27 protein-coding genes are annotated in these 24,331 nt (G+C 43.8%); 2 read left to right on the forward strand and 25 right to left on the reverse strand.

The window, feature by feature from the left end; genetic code table 11:
• Positions 1–151: 151 nt before the first annotated feature.
• The 22 genes from HYR79_08680 to HYR79_08785 form a co-directional block, all read right to left on the reverse strand.
• A complete protein-coding gene (locus HYR79_08680) occupies positions 152–487 on the reverse strand; it encodes a DUF5615 family PIN-like protein (GenBank protein ID MBI1821767.1) in 336 nt (111 codons plus the stop codon).
• Positions 488–724 carry a DUF433 domain-containing protein gene (locus HYR79_08685; GenBank protein ID MBI1821768.1) on the reverse strand — a complete coding sequence of 79 codons (237 nt, stop codon included), beginning with the start codon at positions 722–724 and terminating at the stop codon, positions 488–490.
• Entirely contained in the window at positions 678–884 is a 207-nt protein-coding gene (locus HYR79_08690; protein ID MBI1821769.1) for a type II toxin-antitoxin system PemK/MazF family toxin, read from the reverse strand. Before HYR79_08690 ends, HYR79_08685 begins: the two co-directional genes overlap by 47 nt.
• A 314-nt stretch (positions 885–1,198) precedes the next feature.
• Complete coding sequence (locus HYR79_08695; protein ID MBI1821770.1) at positions 1,199–1,351, reverse strand: YgiT-type zinc finger protein; 153 nt, start codon at positions 1,349–1,351, stop codon at positions 1,199–1,201.
• Positions 1,352–1,442: 91 nt separating this feature from the next.
• Positions 1,443–1,865 carry a putative toxin-antitoxin system toxin component, PIN family gene (locus HYR79_08700; GenBank protein ID MBI1821771.1) on the reverse strand — a complete coding sequence of 141 codons (423 nt, stop codon included), beginning with the start codon at positions 1,863–1,865 and terminating at the stop codon, positions 1,443–1,445.
• On the reverse strand, positions 1,862–2,080 hold the full coding sequence (locus HYR79_08705; GenBank protein ID MBI1821772.1) for a ribbon-helix-helix protein, CopG family: 219 nt from the start codon (positions 2,078–2,080) through the stop codon (positions 1,862–1,864). The genes HYR79_08700 and HYR79_08705 overlap by 4 nt, the downstream gene beginning before the upstream one ends.
• A 224-nt stretch (positions 2,081–2,304) precedes the next feature.
• On the reverse strand, positions 2,305–3,213 hold the full coding sequence (locus HYR79_08710; protein MBI1821773.1) for a ketopantoate reductase family protein: 909 nt from the start codon (positions 3,211–3,213) through the stop codon (positions 2,305–2,307).
• A gap of 2 nt (positions 3,214–3,215) precedes the next feature.
• On the reverse strand, positions 3,216–4,154 hold the full coding sequence (locus tag HYR79_08715) for a squalene/phytoene synthase family protein (GenBank protein ID MBI1821774.1): 939 nt from the start codon (positions 4,152–4,154) through the stop codon (positions 3,216–3,218).
• The gene (locus tag HYR79_08720; protein MBI1821775.1) at positions 4,151–4,846 is read right to left on the reverse strand and encodes a hypothetical protein; all 696 of its coding nucleotides are present in this window, start codon (positions 4,844–4,846) and stop codon (positions 4,151–4,153) included. Before HYR79_08720 ends, HYR79_08715 begins: the two co-directional genes overlap by 4 nt.
• A 238-nt stretch (positions 4,847–5,084) precedes the next feature.
• On the reverse strand, positions 5,085–5,792 hold the full coding sequence (locus HYR79_08725) for a M48 family metallopeptidase (protein ID MBI1821776.1): 708 nt from the start codon (positions 5,790–5,792) through the stop codon (positions 5,085–5,087).
• Between the two features lie 11 nt (positions 5,793–5,803).
• Positions 5,804–6,979, reverse strand: coding sequence for a PHP domain-containing protein (locus HYR79_08730; GenBank protein MBI1821777.1), 1,176 nt, complete (start codon positions 6,977–6,979; stop codon positions 5,804–5,806).
• 2 nt (positions 6,980–6,981) lie between these two features.
• On the reverse strand, positions 6,982–8,472 hold the full coding sequence (locus tag HYR79_08735) for a glycosyltransferase family 39 protein (protein ID MBI1821778.1): 1,491 nt from the start codon (positions 8,470–8,472) through the stop codon (positions 6,982–6,984).
• On the reverse strand, positions 8,469–9,209 hold the full coding sequence (locus HYR79_08740) for a polyprenol monophosphomannose synthase (protein ID MBI1821779.1): 741 nt from the start codon (positions 9,207–9,209) through the stop codon (positions 8,469–8,471). Before HYR79_08740 ends, HYR79_08735 begins: the two co-directional genes overlap by 4 nt.
• Positions 9,206–10,339 (reverse strand): glycosyltransferase family 9 protein, encoded by a 1,134-nt coding sequence (locus HYR79_08745; GenBank protein MBI1821780.1) that lies wholly within the window; start codon positions 10,337–10,339, stop codon positions 9,206–9,208. The genes HYR79_08740 and HYR79_08745 overlap by 4 nt, the downstream gene beginning before the upstream one ends.
• 193 nt (positions 10,340–10,532) lie before the next feature.
• A complete protein-coding gene (locus tag HYR79_08750; protein ID MBI1821781.1) occupies positions 10,533–12,032 on the reverse strand; it encodes a glycosyltransferase family 39 protein in 1,500 nt (499 codons plus the stop codon).
• A gap of 128 nt (positions 12,033–12,160) precedes the next feature.
• Positions 12,161–12,721 carry a phosphatase PAP2 family protein gene (locus HYR79_08755; GenBank protein ID MBI1821782.1) on the reverse strand — a complete coding sequence of 187 codons (561 nt, stop codon included), beginning with the start codon at positions 12,719–12,721 and terminating at the stop codon, positions 12,161–12,163.
• A gap of 25 nt (positions 12,722–12,746) precedes the next feature.
• Positions 12,747–14,018 carry a phosphoribosylamine--glycine ligase gene (purD, locus tag HYR79_08760; protein MBI1821783.1) on the reverse strand — a complete coding sequence of 424 codons (1,272 nt, stop codon included), beginning with the start codon at positions 14,016–14,018 and terminating at the stop codon, positions 12,747–12,749.
• A 142-nt stretch (positions 14,019–14,160) separates the two neighbouring features.
• Positions 14,161–15,729, reverse strand: coding sequence for a bifunctional phosphoribosylaminoimidazolecarboxamide formyltransferase/IMP cyclohydrolase (gene purH / locus HYR79_08765; GenBank protein ID MBI1821784.1), 1,569 nt, complete (start codon positions 15,727–15,729; stop codon positions 14,161–14,163).
• A gap of 27 nt (positions 15,730–15,756) precedes the next feature.
• A complete protein-coding gene (locus tag HYR79_08770) occupies positions 15,757–16,374 on the reverse strand; it encodes a DUF4337 domain-containing protein (GenBank protein MBI1821785.1) in 618 nt (205 codons plus the stop codon).
• A gap of 95 nt (positions 16,375–16,469) precedes the next feature.
• Positions 16,470–17,336, reverse strand: coding sequence for a class I SAM-dependent methyltransferase (locus tag HYR79_08775; GenBank protein ID MBI1821786.1), 867 nt, complete (start codon positions 17,334–17,336; stop codon positions 16,470–16,472).
• 125 nt (positions 17,337–17,461) lie between these two features.
• A complete protein-coding gene (locus HYR79_08780) occupies positions 17,462–18,859 on the reverse strand; it encodes a phosphomannomutase/phosphoglucomutase (protein ID MBI1821787.1) in 1,398 nt (465 codons plus the stop codon).
• A gap of 127 nt (positions 18,860–18,986) precedes the next feature.
• Complete coding sequence (locus HYR79_08785; protein MBI1821788.1) at positions 18,987–20,450, reverse strand: mannose-1-phosphate guanylyltransferase/mannose-6-phosphate isomerase; 1,464 nt, start codon at positions 20,448–20,450, stop codon at positions 18,987–18,989.
• Between the two features lie 280 nt (positions 20,451–20,730).
• On the opposite strand from HYR79_08785, the gene HYR79_08790 reads away from it, so the two are divergent.
• Positions 20,731–21,828, forward strand: a complete 1,098-nt coding sequence (locus HYR79_08790; protein ID MBI1821789.1) for a glycosyltransferase family 4 protein — start codon at positions 20,731–20,733, stop codon at positions 21,826–21,828.
• Between the two features lies 1 nt (position 21,829).
• Positions 21,830–22,591, forward strand: a complete 762-nt coding sequence (locus HYR79_08795; GenBank protein ID MBI1821790.1) for a PIG-L family deacetylase — start codon at positions 21,830–21,832, stop codon at positions 22,589–22,591.
• An 8-nt stretch (positions 22,592–22,599) separates the two neighbouring features.
• Here the strand turns inward: HYR79_08795 and HYR79_08800 are convergent, their stop codons facing one another.
• The 3 genes from HYR79_08800 to HYR79_08810 all read right to left on the reverse strand — a co-directional run bounded on the left by HYR79_08800 (position 22,600) and on the right by HYR79_08810 (position 24,321).
• Entirely contained in the window at positions 22,600–23,112 is a 513-nt protein-coding gene (locus tag HYR79_08800) for a PIN domain-containing protein (GenBank protein ID MBI1821791.1), read from the reverse strand.
• Positions 23,096–23,317, reverse strand: coding sequence for an AbrB/MazE/SpoVT family DNA-binding domain-containing protein (locus tag HYR79_08805; protein ID MBI1821792.1), 222 nt, complete (start codon positions 23,315–23,317; stop codon positions 23,096–23,098). The genes HYR79_08800 and HYR79_08805 overlap by 17 nt, the downstream gene beginning before the upstream one ends.
• A gap of 233 nt (positions 23,318–23,550) precedes the next feature.
• Positions 23,551–24,321, reverse strand: a complete 771-nt coding sequence (locus tag HYR79_08810; GenBank protein ID MBI1821793.1) for a methyltransferase domain-containing protein — start codon at positions 24,319–24,321, stop codon at positions 23,551–23,553.
• Between the last annotated feature and the right edge of the window lie 10 nt (positions 24,322–24,331).

Genomic DNA, 24,331 nt, shown 5'->3' on the forward strand with positions numbered 1-24,331 from the left:
GTTTGGACCGCCACAGTGGAATCTATCGTTGAAAAACTCTCACGCTGCCGCCAAACCCTGGAACAGATTCAGCCAGGCTGCACGCTCCCGCGCAGGAGAAAAACAAAAAAGTAGTTGTCCAGTTATTTAGCGGACACTACATTAGATTATTTTAAACCCAGAAGATATTGTTTCTTATTTCCTCTGATGAATGGGCATATAGAAATTTCACAAGGTGTTTAATTGTCTCACCAATCGGCATTTGCTTTGACAGCAGGATACCGCAATGATTTCTTCCACTCTTGATATATTCTTTATGAAGTCTATTAAAATCACCAACATTAAACGTAAAAATCGTCCTTCCTTCAGCAATTGCGTATTCTAATTGTTGATGATCAGAGAGACTTTGTTTCTGCACCTCATGGGTACTAATAACATCATATCCCTTCAATCTCAAGGCGGTGGCAATTTTTTTGTGAACATCCTCATCGAGATAGAGCTTTATCATCTAAGTAAGTTCTATGTCGATTTCTTCCTTGTTATCAAAATAATAGCTCAAGGCATCAAAAAGCTGGGCAGGCTTGAGCAAAGGATAACCTTCGAGAATTTCCTCAATACTCATACCTGAACGATAATGATTAACGATAGAAGCGACAGGAATTCGGGTGTTTTTTATAACAGCCTTTCCCTCATACCTTTCAAGGTCTTTTTCGATATATAGATGTTCTGTTTTTATCTGCGACATGACTTTTTCTCCTTTTATAAATGCCAGCAAGAATCACATCTTGATGAGATTGGTTATAGGAATCTGAAGAGAGGATAACTGCCGGGCGTTGTTTTGTAGCGGTGAGGTCGGTAAACGGAAAAAGAAGGAGGACAACCTGCCCCTGGCTATAAGTTGTCATAAATTTGGTCTTCGGAATTTTCCCAGAAGCTAAATGCGGATTCCGACATCTTTAAAAATTCAAGATCGGACCGTGAAATTTTCAAAAGCTTCGGTAAATCCTTCAAAAGCTTTTTTTGAGCTTCAAACGCAAAAGATTGGATTGCCTGCTCAACTTCTTTTATGGACAGGTTTGACTTTCTCATCGAATTTCTACTCGCATTTGTTAAATTGTATTTGTTTCTAATATAAAAAAACGCCTCTGATTTGTCAATCCGAATAAATATCCCGGAAATAATGAAAAATTTACTTTAAAATAATATTGATTAACTTTTGTTAAAAGAGGGGGGGAGGGATCACTTCACATACACCCGCGGGAACATCTTTCAGCACCACGATAAAATCTTTCCCCCAACGGTAATCTACTGTTACTTTCTCCTCTTTCACGGGTCCCTTACAGAATAAACAGGGGTGGTATTTTCGTGCCATGGAATTATCTCCTTCTCTTTCGATAGTTATCTTCCCATTTCTGGGGATGCCGTGACGGATCATACACGGAGCAAATCTAATGGCCGGGTGATTATTTCTTACTAAAACCCACTAGCAAAATCTCAAAATCTCTGGAATTAAAAATCTTCATCCCTTTATATTTTTTAAGAATCAAAAGGTCTGAATCCCCTGTGACCAGGAAATCTGCTTCTGAGGCAATTCCACATGCCAGAATAGGATCATCTTTCTTGTCCCGGCAGACGCCTTTGATATGGATGCCTTTTTCTTCGGGATCTATATTCCGGGAAATCTCCGCAACTAGATTCATACTCTCCTCCACTTCTTCAGCGGAAAAGCCGAATTTGCCCGAAAGTTTACTCTTAAACTCGTTTAGAATATACGGACTTGTATATAAGAAAAACTCCTTCCGGTTTGCTTTTAGGAGAAGCTTCCAGCATAACCCCTCGGTTGAAAACGCTGCCAGCAAAACATTGGTATCGAATACAACCCTCAAGACACCGCCTTAAAAACATCCTCATCGGTTAAAATACCCTTCGTTTCGGCTTTTCTGGTCATTTTCTTTCTAAGTGCCATAAATTTGCTTTCCCAGATATAAGACCTCAGGGCTTCTTTTATGACGCCGCTTTTTGACTTACCTTCCGCTTTGGCAGTTTTTTGTAATTCAACAGCTAAATCCTTTGAAAGACTTACAGAAACGACTGTTCTCATAATGACCTCCTCCAAATTTGTATTACATTTTACTACATTTTATATAGGGATTCAATTCCAATGTCAAACCCAAGAACAGCGATAGAAAGTTGTCATTGCGAGCGAAGCGAAGCAATCTCGCCATCGTGAACCGAGATCGCCACGCACCCTGCGGGCGCTCGCGATGACAGGCAAAACAAGGAGTTACAAATCCTATCGCTGTTCTTTTTTTCAGGAATGGTTTTTTATGGAAGGGTGAGGGCTTTAACCGCCTGGTAAAGGGCAAAATTCATCGGCACCGGGATATTCAAAGCGAGGCCTTTTTGATAAATATCGCCGTTCAGGTAGTCGTTTTCAGTCTTTTTTCCTGATTTCCAGTCTTCATACATCGACGTGTGGTACTCTTTAAGTCCGTAAGTATTTGAAATGGTCTCTTCCGCGATATTTTCGTTTAGTGTTATCCCGGCTACCTGTTTCGCGACGACGATGATTTCAGAAATCACCTGCCGGATGACATCCAGGGCCCCTTTGGATTCCAACACCCTTTCAACCGGGCCATTAAATAAAATCGATAAGGGATTAAACGTGGCGTTCCAGCAGAGTTTTTCCCACTTCTTTTTCATGATTTCATCTGTGACATAGGCTGTAATTTTTGCCCGGACGAGTAATTCATGGATCTTTTCAAGGCGTTCGGTTTTCTCTCCGTTTAACTCCCCTATTGTGATGATCCCGCGTTTATAATGTCCGATCCTCCCTGGCTCGATGAGTTTTGAAGTAATAAACGCCACGCCGCCAATGACCTTATGGCTTCCAAATTGCTGTATTAAACGTTCTTCGGTGTTTACCCCATTTTGAAGCGTCAACAAAATCGTATCGGAAGAGACAACCGGTTTAATCTGCTCGAAAACCGTTTCAAGGTCATAGCATTTCACCGACAGGATAATTAAATCAAATGGCGAAGATAAATCCCGGGCGAGAACGGTCCTGGGTTGTATGGTCATGTTCCCCTTGTAGCTCTCAACGGTTAATCCCTTTTGCCTGATGACCTCATCAGTCGCCGGACGAACCAAAAAGGTGATATCGGCTCCGCTTTGATGGAGCAATGTTCCAAAATAACCGCCGACGGCGCCGGCGCCAACGACCAAAATTTTCATTTTTAGACCTCTGGATTCCCGCTTTCGCGGGAATGACGACCTTTTACGAGACCATCAATGCCCTTTTTAAGGGTTTTGAAATAGCGCCTGATTCCTGAATTAGAGAATAAGATCACCGCCGAAAACAGCATCGTTAAATAAATCTCCCCCCGGCTGATCTTTATCTTTTCTAACGGATTTCGTGGTGAGTTCACAAGTCTTTTCAACGTTTTAATGGCAAATAAAAGGGGCCAGAGGGAACCGAGCCTGATTCTCCAGGCTCTTCTCGGCACCCTCATCACATATTCAAGCCCGTTGTCCAGATAACCAATGGTCTTTTGAATGATTTTTTGATGAGAAGACCTTTCGGGATCGGGAAGATAAACCCGCCCTCTTTCAGAATCCTCCCTTTGATCCCGGAGGATGTTGATTAGCTGTAACCCTTTTCCTAACCGGGCGCCAAGCGCGACCATCTTTTCTTTCTCTTTTTTAAGATATTGATATCGGAAAAAGAGTTCGGTTAAAAACACCCCCGGAGCCCCTGCGACATGGCAGCAATATCGGTCAAGCTCTTCTTCGTTTTGAAGGGATTTTCCTTCCAGGTCCATTTCCATCCCTAACGTGACCTGTTTGAACAGAGTGAGGATCTGCTTCTGATCTTCTAATGAGAATTGTTGGAAGAGAAAGAGAGCCGGTTGAAGAGGTTCAAAGTGATCCCTCAGGCTTTGAACGGCGGGCAATGCCATTGCGCCTGTCACCACTTTATAAAAATCGGCCAGAACTTCTTTCCTCTGTTCTTTGGGAAAGAGGTCCGTATCAACGATCGTATCGGCCATTTTACAAAAAAGGTAAGCAACGGAAACCTGCTTCTTGACCGGGTTGGGGAAAATCATCAGACTCAGGTAAAACGATCGCGTGTTTTTCTTTAAGGCGAGTTTTATGGCTTCAAAAGGGTCGGTCATCTGATTTTCAAAGGAACAAAAGGCAATAGACCGTAAACCGGCCCGGTTTTGACAAACAGATCCAACGACTCGATAAAACTATTTTCAAGATTGCTTTTCGCCGCTAACATCTTAAAAAAGGCCGGTTTTAAAATAAACCGTTTCGTCAGGGCGAGATTACTGGATGATTGCAAAGGATTATTTGCCCGAAAGGCCGAGTTGATTCGATACTCCCCTTCAGTGATTAAAGACCCTTTCAGTAAATCAAATCGCTCAATTTCCGAAAAGGCAATTCGTTTTAACCCCAGCACCGCGCATTCTTTTTCGCGGGACACCTGAGCAAACTTTAAAATAGAATGGCTCCCGTCATAGGCCAATGCGTCAGGTTCGTCTTCAAAGAAGAAAAAGGGAGTTTTTTCCAGATTCTTCCCAAGAAAAGTTAAAAGGTCCCCCAGTTCGAAATGATTCGTTTGAATATGATTTTTTTTTAATTTTTCAGGATTGATCTTATTCAATAAACCCCGTTTTTGATTAAACATTTTTTCCGGAATTTGATTTAAATAAGGCGCCTCGGTTTTGAAATCTCTCCTTGAAACAAGATTGATTTCCCGGATCTCCGTTTTTAAGGCCGCATCAATCAGCCGTGAGAAATTTTCAGCGTTTCGGGGTTTCTCACTTGAAGAAGGGTCGATAAGATATAAAGCTAATTCCATAAATCCTTCCATGCTGTCATTGCGAGCACCCTTGGGGTGCGTGGCAATCTATCCTTAAGATTGCTTCGTCGAAAAAAACTCCTCGCAATGACACCCAAGAGATAGAAAGTTGTCATTGCGAGCGAAGCGAAGCAATCTCGCCATCTTGAACCGAGATCGCCACGCACCCTGCGGGCGCTCGCGATGACAGGCAAGACAAGGAGTTGCAAATCCTATCTCTGTTCCCGGGTGACACTACCTATTTGACAAACAGACGGATGTTTTTCTTTTCCCATTCGATCGCTTTTTCATAATCGGGGAACTTTCTTTCCCATTCATAAAATTCCTTTGAATGGTGAATTTTTCTCCCGGCCTCGCGGGAATTTTTTTCCTCAAATTTTGCATGAAGCATTTCATGATATAAAATATATTTGATAAAAAATTCAGGAACCTTTGAGTCGTCAAGCGCCGGATTGATCTTGATCAGGTTTGAAAAATTTTCAAAGGTCCCGAAACTAATGCTTCGCCTTCGTCTCCTTGAATAAGTTCTCCCCCAGGTGATCTGGCAATTGATTTCCTGATTGAAATTTTCGATATTGACGGCGTCAAAGAGAGGTTTTAATTGATAATAGACCCCCTGGGTGTTTAATTTCAACCGGTGACGCGCAGTTTTAGAATCTCGCGCGGGCCTGCTCCGGGCAATGAAATCCCGGATGATTCTTCGTGCCTGAAAGGTAGGGGAAAGGATAAACGTTCCAATCGCTTCCCACACCGCGTGAGGGGCATGCAAAAAGACTTCCTGAACTCTTAAGTGAACTTCGTGATTTCCCTTTTTTTGAACCGTAATTAAATGGGACCGGTTTTGGGTGACAATGATTTTTGTTTTTTTCTCTAATTTAAGAGAGAAATCTTTTTCCAAACTCAGGAGTCTGGTTTCGTTTGTTTGAAAAAGATCGAGTTGTTCCACTGACAGTTTCATCACCTGAGATAAATGGGATTAGAGTAAATCCAGGTCACTTTTCGCGTTCCCCCCCAGAAGGCCGGAATCTCCACTTCGACTTCGACCCGGTATTCTCCCGCCTCTTTGGTTTCAAAGGTAAGAGCGGCTTCCCGGCTATTTGAAACTTCCCGGCCGTTTCGATATAAACGGGTCGTCAACTCTTTGAATTTGTGATTCACAGGCAGTTTAACAGAAAAGACGGCAGGTTGTCCCGCCGGAAGCTGATCACCCATCCAAACGTTTTGGCCATTCTGTTTTGCGGAAAATAAAAAGCCCCCGGCATTTTCAAGAATATCCATTGAGACGTAAAGGTGCCCTTTTTGAATCGCTTCATAAAGGGCTTTTTTATCCTCTTGAAAATTTCCTGAAAAAGGATTTTTTAAAAGAACATGGTCGTGAGCGATGGGTAAAACTTTTTCTGCTTTTGGAAACGGGATTTTAACCTTGCCGGATACTCTGACAGCCTGATGAAAATCAGGGGCAAAAATTCCGACCATTTTATTTTTCTCGTTTCTCCTGTCCCATCCCTTTAGCGTTTTTTCGGGCCGTTCATAAAGCTGGATAAACGCGGCAGAAGAATTAAAGGGATAAGAAAGAAGGCTCAAAATAACGGCCGCGGGTTGAGCGGTGTACCATTGGTCCGCGAAATCGAGAATTTCTTCTCCCGTCATCCCCCGATCATCCCCTATTTTCCATTTCCACTTCGGATGGTCGGGATGCGCAATAAAAAGAAGCCCTCCCTGTTTTACGATGTCTGAAATCACCTCTTCAGTTTTTTCCCCCGGAAGCCGCGTCACATTCTTCACGTTTAACGCCAGGAGATACCCTTCGGGCAAGGAAAGCTCCTCCCCGGCAAGAACCAGCGTATTTTGATACCACCCTTCTTTTTTGTCTTCAAGGGGTCGAAGCGTATTGTGGTCTGTGGAGATCAAGAAGTCGACCTTTTGCTGTCCGGCGACCCGGGCAATTTCTTCAAAGGTTCCGGTGGCGTCCCCTGAATAATTCGTATGAAAATGAATGACCCCCTGGTAATCATAATATCCTTCCTGATTTTGTTGATGGACGCTCTCCGGATTGCCGACGGGCAGCGTCGTGATTCGAACGACAAAAAATGTCAGGAGGGAAACCAGGAAAATAAAAAGTTTGTTTTTCATTCTCATCTTTTTTCCGATTGAGGAATTCCGGTAAAGTTTTTTGCCAGGAAAAAATGATAGGTTCGAATTTTTATCCCCGATGGACTTTTGGGATAAAAAACCGGAATATCAGCAATCGGATTGATTTCGGCAAATAAAGACTTCGCCTCCGGCGAAAATTGGTCATCATCGGAGGTCATTAATAAAAAGGAGCTCCCTTTCGGGGGAAGGGAATGAGCCTGAGTCAGATCCGTTATTCGCTGCGGCGATTCCCACTGGTAGACGTCCGGGGTCTGGAGATAAAAGGAGGCTTCGCCAGCCAGTGTGTGGCTTGTCGTCAGGATAGGCAGATTCGTGGTTTCGGGAAAGGCCGCTTTAATCTTTTGAAGCTCTTCCCATCCGATCAGGTCATTGGTTCTGTCCCGATCTACGCTCAATGGAATCAGCTTAAAGTAAGGTTGTAGATGAACGAAACCCGTCACCAAAAAACTAAATGAAATGATCCCGATCGCGGCATAAATAACCTTTTTGGAATTTTCGGGCCGATCCCGTATCTTTTGGTTTAAAAAGCCGCCCAACAAGATAATAGACCCTGCCTGCGCGAACCCCGCCCAATTGGCCTCAATTTTTGTATGAAGGCTTTCATAAAGAAAAAAGACAAAAACCGGAACAACCGACCAGAACAAAAAAGCAAATGGATGGAGACTTTTCTTTTTCCCGATTTTAAAGGCTTTAAATAACGCCCAGAAGAAGCCCAAAAAGATAAAGGGAGAAAATAATCCCGCCTGACTTCCCAAAAACTCCCAGAGATACCGAAACCCGCGCATTTCTCTTGAGTCGGTTCCATGATGGATTTGGAAAAGGAAAGAAATCCATTGATGTTGATAGTTCCAAATCATCACGGGAGAAAAAACAAACAGAGCTAAACCAAACCCCGCCCAGGGTTTCCAGGAGACTAAATAATGCCGAAAAGGGGGTGTCACCAAAAGAAATAAAATGAACCCGGGGAGGTAAAGGATCATGGTGTATTTACTCAAAAGGCCCAGGCCAAACGACAGTCCCGTCAAAATCCAATTCACGGTTTTATTGCCGTAAACCGCATGAAACGAAAAATAAAGCGTTAACAGCCAAAAAAAGAGTTGCGGCGTATCCGGGGTGATAATCACCATGCTGACGGAAAAGAGTAAAAGCGTGTTTAGAACCACGACGCTTAACAGACCGGCATTTCTGTCTCTAAAGATCTCCTTTGAAAGAAGATAGACAAGATAGCTGGAGCCGATTCCCATTAAGAGAGCCGGAAGTCTGACAGCCCAGGCATGGTTTCCAAACAAAGCGGTGGACATTTTGATCAAATAGCTGACCATGGGAGGATGGTCAAAGTAACTTAAAGCAAGATGCTGAGACCAGTACCAATAATAAGTTTCATCGGGTGTGACGTTTAAGGAAGCGGAAAAATAAAAACGAAACAGCGTGATCAGCGTAAAAAAAATTGAAAAAAGAAGCTGAACATTCATGCCGGCGTTTGGTCCGGAGAGGAACGGTAGCGGAATTTGAATTTTAAAATCATCGTCAAAGAATTGAGGATAATCTTCGAATTAAAGGTCGATTTTCCCGCCGCTCTTTCTTCAAAAACGATAGGGACTTCTTTCATCGAAAACCCTTTTAGAAAGGCTTTATATAAGATTTCCTGGACGATCGACGGGCCGGTTGAAATAAGGGACCCGAGATTAATTTCTTCAAGCACTTTTATTCTGAACATTCTATACCCGGAGGTGCAATCCTTTATTTTTAGCCCCAAAACCAGACGAATATAAAAATTGGCCCCTTTGGTAATGAGGCGGCGAACGAACCCCCGTCCGGTTTCTCCTCCTCCCGGAATTGATCTCGATCCGATGACGATATCAACCTGTTTGATTTCTTTTAAAAATGACGGGATATAAACGGGATTATGCGAAAAATCGGAATCCATTTCGACAATGGTTTCCGCTTTTTTCGAAATGGCATATTGAAAACCCTCGATTCCGGCGCTTCCGCGGCCTTTTCTCCCGATCCGGTGAATGAGGTGGATCCGGGAGTCTTTCCGGCCTAATGTTTCAACCAGTTTCCAGGTTCCATCCGGAGAGTGATCGTCAACGACCACGATATGAAGCGAGGGATCGACAGAGAGGAGTTTATCGACCAGGGAAAGAATATTTTTTGATTCGTTATAGGTGGGAATCATCACCATAACAGGAATGGCAGGGTCTGTCATGCTTTCCTTGAAGGCTCAAAAAAAGAAGGACCCAGGATGGAAACCATCGATTTGTAGACCGATTCGACAGAAATCAGATCCATACAGGTAACCGTTTCTGGACAAACCTGTTTATAGCAGGGGGCGCAGGAAATGGTCGAAACGATTTTTTCTCCCAGTCCATACAGGTCAATTTCCTGGGCGCAGGTGGGTCCAAACAGGACCAGGAGTTTAACCTTCAGGCCGATGGCAAGATGCATTCCAAGGGTGTCCCCGGTAATGATCAGACTGCATCGTTCGATCAAGCCGCAAAAGTCAAGAAGAGCCTGGCTTCCGAAATTATAAATTTTTTCTTTTGACCTTGATTGAAGATCATCGTTGAGCTCTTTTTCCCGTTCGCCCCCCAATAAAACAATTTTGAGACGAAACTCACGGGTGAGTTGATTGATTAACGCGACATAATGATCAGGGGTCCAATTCTTGTTGGCAAAAACACCTCCGGCGCCGGTATTTAACCCAATGACCCGGTCATTCTCGCCGAGTCCCGCCTCGTTAAAAAGCTTTTTTGCTTTTTGACGCGAGGCGTCAGGTATCTCCAGATCATAGGGATCATTTTGATAAGTCAGGCCAACCGCTTCACAAACCAGGTCTTGATAAGACCGTTTATTTTCAAAAAACTTTAATTCATTTGAAAGCCCCAGCTTAAAATAATGTTCCGCTTCGGGATTGAAGAAATAAACATTTCCTTCCGGGGAAAGCCCCATTCCCCGCTTTTCTCTGGCATCGATTTTCATCGCGAGCGCCGCTGTCCTGGGTTCTTTATCCAGGGAGAGAATCAGGTCAAAAGACTCGCACGTTAGCCGCATCATATCGGCGGTTCCATAAATATAAAGCCGGTCGATCATCCTATTGTATTTTAACAGGTCGGCAGAGGCTGAGTCTGTCATCCAGGTAATAAAGGAGTTTGGATAGCTCCGTTTAAGCGCGTAAAGGATCGGGGTCGTTCTAAGTACATCTCCCATCGCGGCATGTTTCAGGATTAAAATCCGTTTACCCATCGGCAGGTAGTCATCGCACCCGTCGCAGAGGCGATTTTTAACGCAGGGCTTTTCGCCTTTGTAATAAACACAATCTAAATTTAATTTCATCATTGAAATTTGTCTTCCTTGTAACTATTCTGCCAGCAGTCTTCGAGTGCCTGGTGTGACCTGAACGGAGACTTCGGCGAAGTTTGTTTATCCTACCATAATGTAAAAGTCCAGAAATGAGGATAACTTCGTCGGCGTCGGAGAAACGGTCATTCCAGGCACTCGTTATATACTACCGCGTCAAAAATATTTCTTTTTAAATTTTTATTCCTTTAAAACCGTAACACCGGTAAAGATAAAAGGTCCGGATTAAAACCCCTTTTCGATAAATATCAATGGGCGCTTCTTTTTCAATTTTCTCAAAATTTTTACCGAATTTTTCAACCGGGTCAACCTGGTAACGGTTGTCGGTCACAAAAATCGCGTTTTGACCTTTAAGACTCCCGGGGTCATCCCAAAAATCATATTGCGATTTATCTTCATTAAAACAGTATACCCCACGGCTCTTTCCGGTATAAAAACCTATCTGGTCGGCAATCAGGAATTTATTCGAATAAATAAAAGTGGGGCCCTCCTTTGAATTCATTTTGGCCTGAAGAAAATTGACCCGGCTGGCGGCTTCCGGCCAGCCATACAGGTCATTGGTCGGATCCACTTTCGCGGTGAAACTTTTAGTATAAGGCAAAACCATAAAAAGAGCCTGAATCGGAACAAGGAGTGTAAGCGAAATTCCTAACAAAACGGCCGACGCGACCCATAACTTTATTTTAGGCCGGTCTTCCACGATCCATAGGGCCAGGGCGATAAATGCCGTTATAAATCCAAGGGCGGGCCAATGAGGTAATATTTTATGAAAAGCGCCGATTCCATTAAATAGAAAAAGCGTCGGAGCCGCGAAACAAAATAAAAACAGGTAACGTTCGTCCTGATATTTAATCCCCTTTATCCCGCTTAAAATAACAGCAATCCATGCCAGAAAAAAAAGGATGGGTGAAATATACCCGATTTGAGCTCCTAAAATCTGAAAAAACAATTGCGAGGAGAATGAATGGTCCTCCCCGATGCCATGATTGAGCTGAAACCCAAAGGAAGCCCAGTGGTTTTGGGCATTCCAGTAAACAACCGGCAGGGACAAAATCACCCCGATCCCCAGAGCAATATAGGGTTCTTTTCGCAAAACCCAAAACCGATTCTGTTTCGAAAGGAGAAGATAAAGAAAAGCGGATATGGGAAGAAGGACCGCGTTATATTTGCTTAAAGCGCCGATTCCCAGGGCAATCCCGGTCAAAACCCAGTATTTGTTAAAATGGGGTATTTGCAGAGCTTTGTAAAAAAAGATAAGAAAAAGGACCCAGGCCGCCGCTAACGGACCATCCGGTACCATTAAAACTGATCCTAAAAAAGAAAAGACGGGCGAAATGTTTAGAAAAACAACCGTAAAAAACCCGGTTTTCTGATCCTTGAGCGCCGCCGCTAAAAAATAAGCGCCCCATGAAGTGATTAAAAACAAGAGGACGGCTCCGACCCGAACGAAAAATTCATGGTCTCCGCCGATAGCGGTAAAAAAGGCAATGACCCAGGCAACCATGGGAGGGTGATCAAAATAACTCCAATCGAGATTTTTACTCCACATCCAGTAATGGGCTTCATCATCCCCTAACCCGACTTTTCCGATCATTAAAAGACGCGACACGGCAGATAAAATGATTATCAACCATGAATAATAGAAATACCTGTCTTTATTTTTTGTCATCATTATTATTCAGGGGCCCATGCGGTTGATTAAAACCAGATGTCCGCTGTGAAATCGCTTCCAAAGCAAGCTCGGAGCCTCCAGATGCCCCCGAACCCCGCATTCCGCACCGGCTAAGCCGGTTGCCTCTCTTATTTTTTATCATAATATTTTTGAGTTAAATAACACATGGTCCAAGTGATACTGATCGCCATGATCATTCCTCCCAGGACATCTGAAGGGAAATGGGCTCCTACGTAAACTCTGGACAAGCCTGTCAGTAACGCCACAGACATGAAAAACGCCGTATACCGTCTGTATTGATAACTTAAAAAGGTGGCGGCAGAAAAAGCAGTTAAGGTATGTCCTGAGGGAAAAGAAAATTCCCGCAAGGGTTTCCCAAGGACATGAAGAACCACCCGATGCGAGTCGATAAGGTCAGCCATTTCCTTTAACGGTCTTGGCCGATCAACCAGAGACTTGATCACTCTTCCGACTAAACCGGTGGCCAATAAAACGGCTGAAAGTAAAACCAGATGCCTGTAAAAATTTTTCCGGTCGTAGATATATAAAGCCGGAATAACGATCAGGGCAAGGATCCAACCTTCACCCAACCGCGTGGCCAGAGGCATCAGGAAGTCGAAAAAAGGGTTTTGCCAGCCGTTATTAATTGAAAAAAAGAGAGAATGATCCAGGGACAATAATTGATTCAAGTCGTTCCAACCTCAATTCAGGGCGTTATTGATTTTTTAAGCCGATATCTTTGCGATATTGCATTCCCTCGAACTGGATTTTCGAAACCCCTTCGTAGGCAAACTCTCGCGCCTCCTTAAGAGAAAGGCCCCACGCTGTGACCCCTAAAATCCTTCCTCCGGAAGCCAGCAATTCATTGTTTTTCAACTCGGTTCCGGCGTGGAAAACCATACAGCGTTCTTTTATCGACTCAAAACGATCGAGGCCCGTAATCGGGACTTTCGGTTTGAGAGGGCCTGGATAACCCGCAGACGCAATGACCACGCAGACCGCGGACTTCTGGCTCCATTTCAAGCGGATCTGATTCAGCCGATTTTCCAGAGCGGCGTCCAGGACTTCAACGAGATCTGACTCAAGCAGCGGTAAAATCGCTTGAGTTTCAGGGTCGCCCAAACGGGCGTTAAATTCCAGGACTTTAATTCCGTTCTTTGTCAGCATGAGTCCGCCATAAAGAAATCCGGTGAAGGGAGAGCCCTCCTTCTCCAGAGCCTTGACCATCGGGATCATCACTTCATTTAAGATAGAATTTTCAAACGCCGCGTTTTGAACGGAAGGCACCGGCGAATATGCCCCCATTCCGCCGGTATTCGGCCCTTTTTCACCGTCGTATATTTTTTTATGATCTTGCGCGGCGGAAAGAGGAAGAACGGTTTTCCCATCGGTAATCACCAGATAAGAAAGCTCCTCGCCTTCGAGGAACTCTTCTATTAAAACAGACTGCCCCGCTTCTCCCAAACTTTTTTTGTTCATGAAAGAGTCAATGGCCTCCAACGCTTCACTCTCCGTTTGAGCAATAATAACCCCTTTGCCTCCAGCCAAACCGTCGGCCTTAATGACAAGAGGTTTTAGGGATTTTTTAATGAATTCCCTTGCAGGATTGAGAGCGGTAAAGGTTTCGGATTTCGCCGTGGGAATGTGGTATTTAAGCATTAGATTTTTGGAAAAAATCTTGCTCGATTCGATTCTTGCGGCGCGCCGGGTGGGCCCGAAAATTTTTAAACCCTTTTCGGCAAACCGATCGCAAATTCCCAGAGCAAGGGGAATTTCGGGACCCACGACGGTAAGATCGATTTTTTCCCGGAAAGCAAAATCAACGATGGCGTCGATATCATCGGCTTGAATTGAAATGCATTCCGCGAATTGAGCCATTCCCGGATTTCCGGGGATCGCGTAAAGACGCTTAACCAGAGGGGATTGAGCCATTTTCCAAACCAACGCATGTTCCCGGCCCCCGCTTCCTACCACCAAAATCTTCATAAGAATACCAAACCTATCTCAGGCTGTTCAAAAAGCTTTAGTTGCGAGGCCGCAGGAGCGAGGTAACCGGAGCGTACATTATGAGTACGTGAGGATTGCCGAGCGACGAGAACGAAGCAAATGAAGCTTTTTCAACAGCCTGTCAATGACGGAAGTGCCTCATTCCGGTGAAAACCATCGTAATGTCGTGTTCATCGGCGGCTTGAATGACCTCAGAGTCTTTAATCGAGCCTCCGGGTTGGATAACCGCCCGAATCCCCGCCTTAAATGCCGCGTCCAAACCATCTCTGAAAGGGAAAAAGGCATCAGAAGCCATCACGGCTCCCGACAACGGTTTTTGGGCTTTTGACACCGCCAATTGAACGGAATCAATTCTGCTCATCTGTCCGGCCCCAATTCCAAGCGTTTGACCATCAAAAGCGAAAATAATCGCGTTGGATTTCACATGTTTGCAGACTTTCCACGCAAATTCCATTGCCGCATATTCTTTTTCAGAGGGTTTTCGTCTGGTGACGACTTTAAGTTCTTTAATATTTTTAATGATGCCAAGATCCCGGTCTTGATAGAGCAACCCGCCTGTAATTTTCTTAAATTCAAATTTATCCTGGTGCTCGTTTAAAAGGGGACCTGTTGAAAGGAGCCGTATATCCTTTTTTCGCTTTAGTTCAAAGAGGGCATCTTCCTGAAAAGAGGGGGCGATGACGACTTCAACAAAAGTGGAGGTGATTTCTTTCGCGGCTTCGAGGTCAACCGGTTGATTAAAAGCGATCACTCCCCCAAAGGCTGATATCGGGTCGGTTCCCTTGGCTCTACGGTAGGCTTCGGCCGCTGAAGGCCCAACCGCAACCCCGCAAGGATTATTATGCTTCACGATCACCACGCAGGTCTCCTGGTATTCTTTTACCAATTCAAAGGAACTGTTCGCATCCAGAAAATTATTGTAGGACATCTCTTTTCCATGAAGTAAAGAAGCCTTTGCGACGGAAGGTTCCAATGAATGATTGTCTTTATAAAAGGCACCTCTTTGATGGGGATTTTCGCCATACCTTAAATTCTGGTTTTTTTCATAAGACAGGTTCAAGAAAAGGGGGAACTCTTCCTTCATCGAAGGGTCTTTTTTTAATTGCCGTTCGAGGTAGCCGGCAATCATCGAATCATAACGAGAGGTGTGGAGAAATACTTTTTTTGCCAGCTGGTACAGGGTTCCTTCGATCAGCTTTCCCTGCTGTTCCTTCATTTCGTTGATGACCCGCTCATAGTCAGCAGGATCGACGACCACGGCGACGTCCGTAAAATTTTTTGCCGCAGACCTGAGCATCGCAGGACCCCCGATGTCGATATTTTCAATTGCCTCTTCAAAAGAGACATTTGGTTTTGAAATCGTCGATTCAAAAGGATAAAGATTGACAACCACCATATCGATGGGCAGAATCCCGTTTTCTTTCATCTGTTCTTGATGCGCCGGCAAGTCTCTTCTTCCAAGAAGTCCGCCATGGACTTTCGGATGAAGGGTCTTTACCCGACCGTCCAGTATTTCAGGAAAACCGGTAAATTCCGAAATATCTTTGACCTGCACCCCGTTTTCACGGAGAAACTTCGCCGTTCCACCCGTTGAAAGAATTTCAACGCCTAAATCTTTTAATTGTTTTGAAAAGTCCAATAAACCGGTTTTATTTGAAACACTGATAACCGCGCGCTCTATTTTTTTCATCTTCTGTTCTCTTTTTTCATAAATAGATTAAATAAAAAGGAAGAACCCATCCAGGAAGTAAACTAATCCAAGCCCGGATAAGAGTAAGCCTAAAAACCAGAGTTCCTTTCGTTTGGTCATTGCGGCAACCGACGACAGCGCAATGGCCACTTGAAACATCACTTCAGACAAAGCGAACCCGTGGTGATGTTCCATGTTTTCGGAAGATTTTTTACTGTTTTCCTCCGCCTGCTTTTCGAGTTCTTCCGCTTTTGTTTTAATTTCTCCCTGTTCATCTTTGTATTTTTTTACCTTTTCTTCGTATTTTTGGGGCAGTTTTGACCCTTTTGCCATTTCCCCGATCATCTCTTTTTGAGATTCGTAGATGATCCCTTTGATCCCTTTTGCCTGATAATAGGCCCATTGATCCGAAGCCCGCGCTTGAGCAAGAATGGAAGAGTTTTTTGACAGAAGCGCGTTATTGGTGTGCATGTTGGATTTCAAGGTTGCGATTGCGGCCAGGACGGCGATCAGGGCCGTGCTCAACGCGACATATTTTATCCAGGAAATTTTTTTTTCTTCCAGAGTGTGTTCTTTTCTTTCTTCCTCCAGTTCATGAATCGTTTCTTCGAGTTTTTCGAGTTGTTGTTGTTCAAATTCTGACATGATTCGTCTATCCTAGGGGCTTGCGTCGCCCCCTCCACCGGCAAAGCCGGAGGGAGACTCCCCCTCTCGCTCGCCTTGCTCGCTGATATTAATTATTAATTTCTTTTCCTTACAATGAGCATGTGATTAAATCCAAACCGGTTAAAAGGGAAAACTCCCGAAAGGAAAAGATCGATCTTTCCCAGAAAAATAGCTGCCGACCCCAAAAAGGTTCTTTTTTCTTCCAATAAATACCGGTCCGGGACCAAAGAGGCGAAAATGTTGTGCCCATGCCATTCTACGACTTCTAAATTAAATTTTTTCAAAAGTCTCTTCAGCTCAGAAGGGGTAAAGGTTTTAAAAAACATCCCCTGCCATTCACGGGTGGCGTGTCCCTTCTCTTTGACTTTTAACGCTTCTTTGATTTCGCGGGGGACATAAACCATTCCGATATTCCATTTATTGTCCACCTCAAAGGTGATCCACCCTCCCGGTTTGACGACTCTTGCCATTTCTGAAAGCGCCAGCTCATAACCCTCGATAATATGGCTTAAAACATCTCCATAAGAAACGATGCCGTCAAAAATATTATCTTGAAAAGGGAGCTGACAGGCATTTTCGATTTGAAACCGGACATTTGAGAGATGGGAACATCTTTTCTTGGCTACCTCGACAAACTCATTGGAAATATCAATTCCCGTGACTTTGTCCGCATGAGCCGCCAGGACAACGGTTTGGACGCCGCCGCCGCACCCGACATCCAGAAGCGTTCCGAACTTCTTGCCTTTTAATATTTTATCCAACAGCTTGTCGTATAAGGCATAACAGTTGATAAAAAAGGGTTGAGAAACAATAATCTGGCTGTATAAATCCGATAGCCTTTGATAATTGTTTACAACGTTTTTCACTTCCCCAGCCGAATGAACGGCATCTCCCTGTTGCACATTGACCATTTCAATAAATCCCTTTACGTTATTTGTCATTCCGGGTTTGACCCGGAATCCAGTCTTGATACCCTGGATTCCCGCTCCCTGCTTAAAGCATGCTGGACAAGCTTCGCGGGAATGACGACTTCGAATTAATGGAAAGAAGCGTTAGACGCACCACATTAAAAGTTTTTTTTGACCTCGTCTAATACGCCTTCAATTTCTGCTTGAATCTCTTTTAACCTTTTTTCCGTGGTCGCCTCAAACCGCAAGACGAGAACAGGCTGGGTATTTGAAGCTCTGACCAGTCCCCAGCCGTCGTCAAATAACACCCGGACGCCATCGACATCGTAAACTTTATAAAGAGGCGCCAGCTTTTGTTTTAATCGATCGACAATTTTAAACTTCAGGGAATCAGGGCAATCTACGCGAATTTCCGGAGTCGCAAAGGTTTTTGGAACATCCGAAAGGAGAGAAGAAAGCGGCTTTTTTCCCGACACCAGAATTTCAAGAAGGCGGCAGGAAGCGTAAATCGCGTCATCGAATCCAAAATACCGGTCCGCGAAAAAGATATGCCCGCTCATTTCTCCCCCGAGAGCGGCTTTAGTCTCCTTCATTTTGGCCTTAATCAGCGAATGACCGGCTTTCCACATGATGGCGTTTCCGCCATTCCGTTGAATATCTTCATATAAGAGGTGAGTCGATTTAACTTCCGAGATGATGGTGGCTTTTGGAGAGTGCTTTAGAATCTCCCTTGAAAAGAGCAATAAAAGTTTGTCGCCCCAAAGAATATTCCCCAGCTCATCAACCACCCCTATACGGTCCGCATCACCGTCATAGGCGATTCCGACGTCCGCTTTTTCCTTCTGAACCCTGTTAATAAGATCAGAAAGATTTTTTTCAACAGTGGGATCGGGATGATGATTCGGAAACCGCCCGTCAGCTTCACTGAAAAGCTCAACTAAATCGAAACCCAGCGTTTTAAGAAGTTCGGGGGCAACCAGGCCCGCCGTTCCATTTCCGGAATCAATGACGACCTTCAATGGATTTTTAACTTTAAGACCTGGAAAACGGGAGATCAGATTTTCGATATAAGCGGGAATAATTTCTTCGGAGGAGGAGGTGCCTACGCCGGAAACGAATTCCTTCGCTTCAACCATTCGGTAAAGATTTTGAATATCGTCTCCGTAAATGGAATCCCTGTCCATGCAAATCTTAAACCCATTATATTCAGGAGGATTGTGACTCCCCGTAATCATCACACCGCCCTGAACGCCTAAATGGTATAAAGAAAAATAAAGGAGAGGAGTTGGACAGACGCCGATGTCTACGACATGGACTCCGGTAAACAAAAGACCTTCTAACAAAGCCTGATGCAAATCGCCAGAGCTTGTTCTGACATCGCGCCCCAGCGTCATTCGCAAGATGTTTTTTTTCCTTAATTGCGTGCCGATGGCCTTGCCGAGAAGGAGAGCCGTTTCCAATGTCAATTCACGGTCATAGACTCCCCTGATATCGTACTCTCTGAAAATAGCCTTATTGATCATTGATCCTTCCCTGATCCGTTGATAAGAGCCCATCTGCTGCGTTCTCGTCGCTCGACAATCCTCATGTACTGACTCTGTACACTCCGGTTGCCTCGCTCCTGCGGCCTTGCACCTGGGCTCTTCTCAACGGCCAGATTTTTCAATGGTCTAGCTTTTTTACCTACGGTTCGCTAGTTCTTCCGTAGGCATCATCAAACCTTACGATATCATCCTCTCCCAGATATTCCCCGTTTTGAACTTCTATAATCTGAAGGGGGACCTTTCCGGGGTTTTCCAGGCGATGGGAGGTTGACATCGGAATGTAGGTGCTTTCATTGGTATGAATTTCGTAAACTTTTTCTCCACAGGTCACTTTTGCCGTTCCTGACACGACGACCCAATGTTCACTCCGATGGCGGTGCATCTGAAGGCTAAGTTTGGCTCCCGGATGAATCAGGAGCCTCTTGATCTTATAGCGCTCATTTTTTTCGAGAACGGTATAAGATCCCCAGGGACGATTCACCGTCGTATGAATCAGGTGTTCTTCTGATTTTTTCTTTTTGATCTCTTCGACAACCTGTTTGACCTCCTGGGCATGTTTTTTATGACACACCAGGGTTGCGTCAGCGGTATCCACAACAACCATATCCTCTAACCCGATCGTGGCCAGCAGTCTTTTATCTCCGTAAATGATGGAGTTTTTACTCCGAATATCAATCACATTTCCCAAGATAATATTTTTATTCTCATCCTTCGGAAGAACCTCATCGAGAGAACTCCAGCTTCCCACATCGGTCCATCCCATTTTTGCCGGAAGCATGACCCCCTTTTTTGATTTTTCAAGAACGCCGTAGTCGATTGATATTCCGTTGATCTTTTCATAGACCGTCTTGATAACTTCTTTCTCTTCAGGTTTTTCCAAAAAGGGTTCGATTTCGATTAAATTTTTATATAATTCGGGAAGGAACTTTTCAATTTCATTTAAAATGACTTCCGCTTTCCACGCAAAAATGCCGCCGTTCCAAAAATATCCTCCTTTAGAAAGATACTCCTCGGCGCGGGCGCGTTCAGGTTTTTCAACAAACCTCTCGATTAAAAACCCATTTTTAATTTTGGACGATGATTTTTCTGAAATCTTAATATACCCAAAGCCGGTCTCAGGCCGTGTCGGAAAAATTCCAAATGTGACAAGGTACCCCATTTCCGCGATTTCGAGGGCTTGTTGAGTGTTATTTAAAAACTCATCTTCATCCTTTATCACATGATCGGCCGTTAAGATCATCATCACGGCGTCAGGGTCTTTACGGCGAAGAGACAGGGCCGCAAGACCAATTGCCGGAGCGGTATTTTTTCCTTCCGGTTCCAACAAAAAACGGACCTCTTTAAAGTTCGTTTTTTGATGATGGATTAACCCGAGTTCCTGGCGGATACTTTCATGATGACGGATATTGGTTACAATGGAAATCTGACTCTGTGGAATTAAGCGCTGAATCCTGACAATCGACTGCTGGATCAGAGAAGTTTCACCGCCGATTTTTAAAAGTTGCTTTGGGTAAAGCTCTCTGCTGATCGGCCAAAAGCGGGTACCCACACCGCCAGCAAGAATCACCGCGTAAGCATGTGAAAAATCGGTTTTTTGGGTCATTTAATCCGCTTTATTTTATTGGAAAAAGATTTTCAAAAGGTCTTTAAATCGGCCTGTGCTATTCAGGGCAATGTATATCAAAATTAAGCCAGGCAATCAAGAAGTATTTGGGCGTTATTCCCAAGAACAGAGTTAGAAAGCTGTCATTGCGAACAAAGTGAAGCAATCTCAAGACTTTACGATAAGATTGCCACGCACCCTTCGGTGCTCGCAATGACATGATTAATAAGTGGGTGCGAAGTCTATCGCTGGTCACCGGATGATGATTTTTCAAAAAAGGATGAAACCCATAAGAATTTTACTGATCATTTCGACGAAGGGATGGGGAGGAACCGAGGCCTACGTTTCACTTCTCTCGAAAGGGTTGATCGAAAACGGAATTCAGGTCTGGGTGGGTTGCCAAAAAAACGGCCAGATCGCAAAATCTTTAGGCAAAACCCCGCACCTTTATATTAACCCCTCCCCGCTATTTTTTTTATGGACCCTTCTGAAAGTCATCTTTTTTATTTTATTCCGACGAATTGACCTGATCCACGCGAACAGCGGAAAAGATTACTGGCTGGTTTTCCTTGCGGGTCTTTTAACCTTCAGAAAGGTCGTTTTAACCCGTCACTTAATGTCTCCTTTTTCCAGGCACACTAAAGCTTTAGCGCGATTAAAAGCTAAAAAAATCATCGCTCCAGCCCGCGTTACCTTAGATGTCTTAGACAAGTCAGGCATTCCAAAAGAAAAGCTTTCTTTGATTTACAACGGAATAGATCCTGCCCCTTTTCAAATTCCTCATGGAAAGTTTAACGCCTTATACAGACTTCCGGAAAAAGCGTTTGTAACCGGCATGATCAGCAATATTCATTACCCGAAGGGGAAAGGCCATTTTACCCTCATTGACTCAATTTCCGAGTTAAAGGCGAGGATTCCCAATTCCTACTGGATGATCGGAGGGGCCGGACCGCTTCTACCGGAGTTAATAAAATCTGTAAAAAAATTAAACGTTGAAGACCGTGTCATTTTCACCGGAAATTTAACGCCTTATCAGGTCCCTCATGTCTTATCCTGCATGGACCTTTTTGTCTTACTCTCCTATGATCAGGAAGGAGGGTGTCCCTTATCTATTATGGAGGCCATGGCCGCAGGTTTGCCTGTCATTGCCAGCTCCATCGGAGGAAATACGGAAATTGTCGAACCTGACAAAACCGGATACTTAATCCTTCCCGAAGACACGGGAAGTTTAATTAAACATTCCATTTTTTTATATGAAAACCCGGAAATCAGAAAAAGACTTGGAGAAACAGGAAAAAAAAAGATTATAACTTCTTTTAATTATAAAAGGATGGCAGAAGAGACTGACCGGCTTTATCGAAAGGCCCTTGTTCAATAGAATGAAGATATGGAATAAGATAAAGAACTGGAGACAACCCCGTCTCTACTGGAAAAACATCTTTAAATATTATGCAGACCAGTTTTCATTCCAAAAATCCTCTGTAAAAATAATAAAACCGGGTCAGGAAAAATCTGTTCTTGTTCTTTGTCCGCATATCGACGATGATGTGATTGGCCTTGGAGGTACTTTATACCAATACCGCCAACTGGGAGTTCCTGTGACTGTTATTTACTTTACAACGGAGAATGAAAGGAGAAAAAAGGAGGGAGAATCAATCAGGGACTTTCTGGGTTATAAGGAAACAAAATTTTACGATTTTCAGCCTGAACAGCTATCCCATTACCCTGATATATCGGCACTCCTTGAGTCATTCTTAAAAAAGAATTCATTTGATGTTATTTATACCCCCTTTCATCTCGACCGGCATAAAGATCATATTGCCCTCGCTCTCCATCTAGCCAAGGCGCTTGAAAGAATTCCGGAATTAAACGCTGAAATTAGATGTTACGAGGTCTGGTCCCCCCTCTTTCCGAATCAAATCGTTGACATCAGTGATGTTGTTGAATTTAAAAGGAAGGGAATTTTAATCTGCCAGAGTCAGATGGAGTCGGTTAATTATGTCGACCTGGCCCTCTCTTTAAACCGTTATCGGGGGATTACTTCCACCCGGGAAAAACAGATGGCGTATGCCGAAGCGTTTTATTCCTGCACTCCTTATGCTTATCTCAAACTTCTAAAAATAGAAAACCCCGAAAAATAAGCGGCAGTTTATGCAAGAGGCGTCCATAGACATAGGGAGGGTATTGCTTTAAAATCATTATCGGCTGTAGCAATGTGATGTATGCCTTTTCTTTCCATCACCGCAAGATGAGCGGCATCCGCTGTAATAAGTCCATAAGCCCGCGCCTGTTGAACGGCTCCGATTATATCACTGTCTTTCAGTTCAATAATTCCCATACCAGATTCTTTAAGCAGTAAGATATAGCGCATATACTCTTCAACAGGATGAAGAATCTCTTTTCTTTTTTTACTATCCCGTAAAAGCGTTTTTACGCCCGGCATAGTAACCTTATGGAGAAAATTAGACGCGGACTGCATCAGAAGCTTGAAAGAGACTTCCTCAAGCACCAGGGCAGATGTGTATACTTTAAGATTAAACAATTCTACCTTGTTTAAGAAATCTATCGAGACAGAGTTACTATCAAAGGCATGGTGCAAAAAAATATTGGCATCAACAAAAATAGCCTCTTTCCCTTCAAAGTTTTTAAGATTTTTCTGCATCTAGACTTTCCAAATCGTCCAATGAAAGTTTCCCCTTAACAATACCTCTAAACGCCAAAGTATGAGTTTTCCTTATCGGTGAAATGACAATCCCTTTCTTGGTCCACCTGACATCTACCTTATCGCCTTGAGAGAGGTGAGCCTTTTCCCTTAACTCTTTCGGAATCACGATCTGTCCCTTTGCCAAAATCTGAGCTGTCGGCATGATAAATCCTCCTTTTTACTGAAATAAGTTTAACTAAATATATAGTTTAACTTTAAATTTAGTATTACCCACAATCGTTGTTTTTGTCAAGTTTTCTTCTCGTTGGATTCTCTCGAACCCTTCCGAAATCATTTTTCTTCTGAGATTTTCATCGCCAACCGCCTTCTCTATCACAGACAAAAATCCGTCGATATCATTATATTCTGACAGTAGGAATCGCAACTAATTGTAATTTAGTAAATAAAGGCGGTTCTATGCCCGTGTTTTCGAAAAACAGTTTTGCAATCAGGGAATTTTCTTCTTAACCGAAAAATACGACCCGCGCGAAAAAAATCATTGCAACTTGCGAGAACAGCCTCTTTCATGCCCCTAAACCTGCATGTTTTTTCCTCCCTTTTGCAGTCCACCGTCCGGTTCCGGACCTCGTAACGAAATAAAGAATTCCAGTACAGGAATGTCGTTTTGGCTTTCCTTTTGAAGAAATGCTGGGCTTCATTGAAATTTAATATTTCAAACAAGTCTTTCATAAATTGACCGTCTGAACACGAACAGAATTCTTGAACCGTCTCCATCGTCTTAGGTTCAAACACAAGCATTCCGTCTGGATTCAAAAACACAAACCACTTATGAAACCACTGTTCATTTGTGCCCTCCGACGCCAGGGCTAGCCCTTGTTCAAGAAACGGACTTGGCGTTTCAATGTAGCCAGCTACGCCAACCCTCATGATTTCCTGGCATGCCGTTTCAGGCAAACTCACGTGTTCTAAGATATGGGAAGCGTATACAAAATCAAAACACTTTGATTTAAACGGGATAGCCTGCACGTCACCGGCAATTAAATTTGTTCCTCCGGGCGCGCATATCTCGTTTCCACCACGCTCATGCCCCTGGTGTAGATCAATATCCATAAGATGCGTTACCCCTTTAAAAGGATCGTGGCCCGATCCAATGTCAAGGATCCTTTTTGCCAGGTAAGGTCGTTTAAAAAACGGAAGAGTTTTCATTCCAAATTCT

The organism is Nitrospirota bacterium, assembly GCA_016178585.1.
Classification (GTDB): domain Bacteria; phylum Nitrospirota; class Nitrospiria; order JACQBW01; family JACQBW01; genus JACOTA01.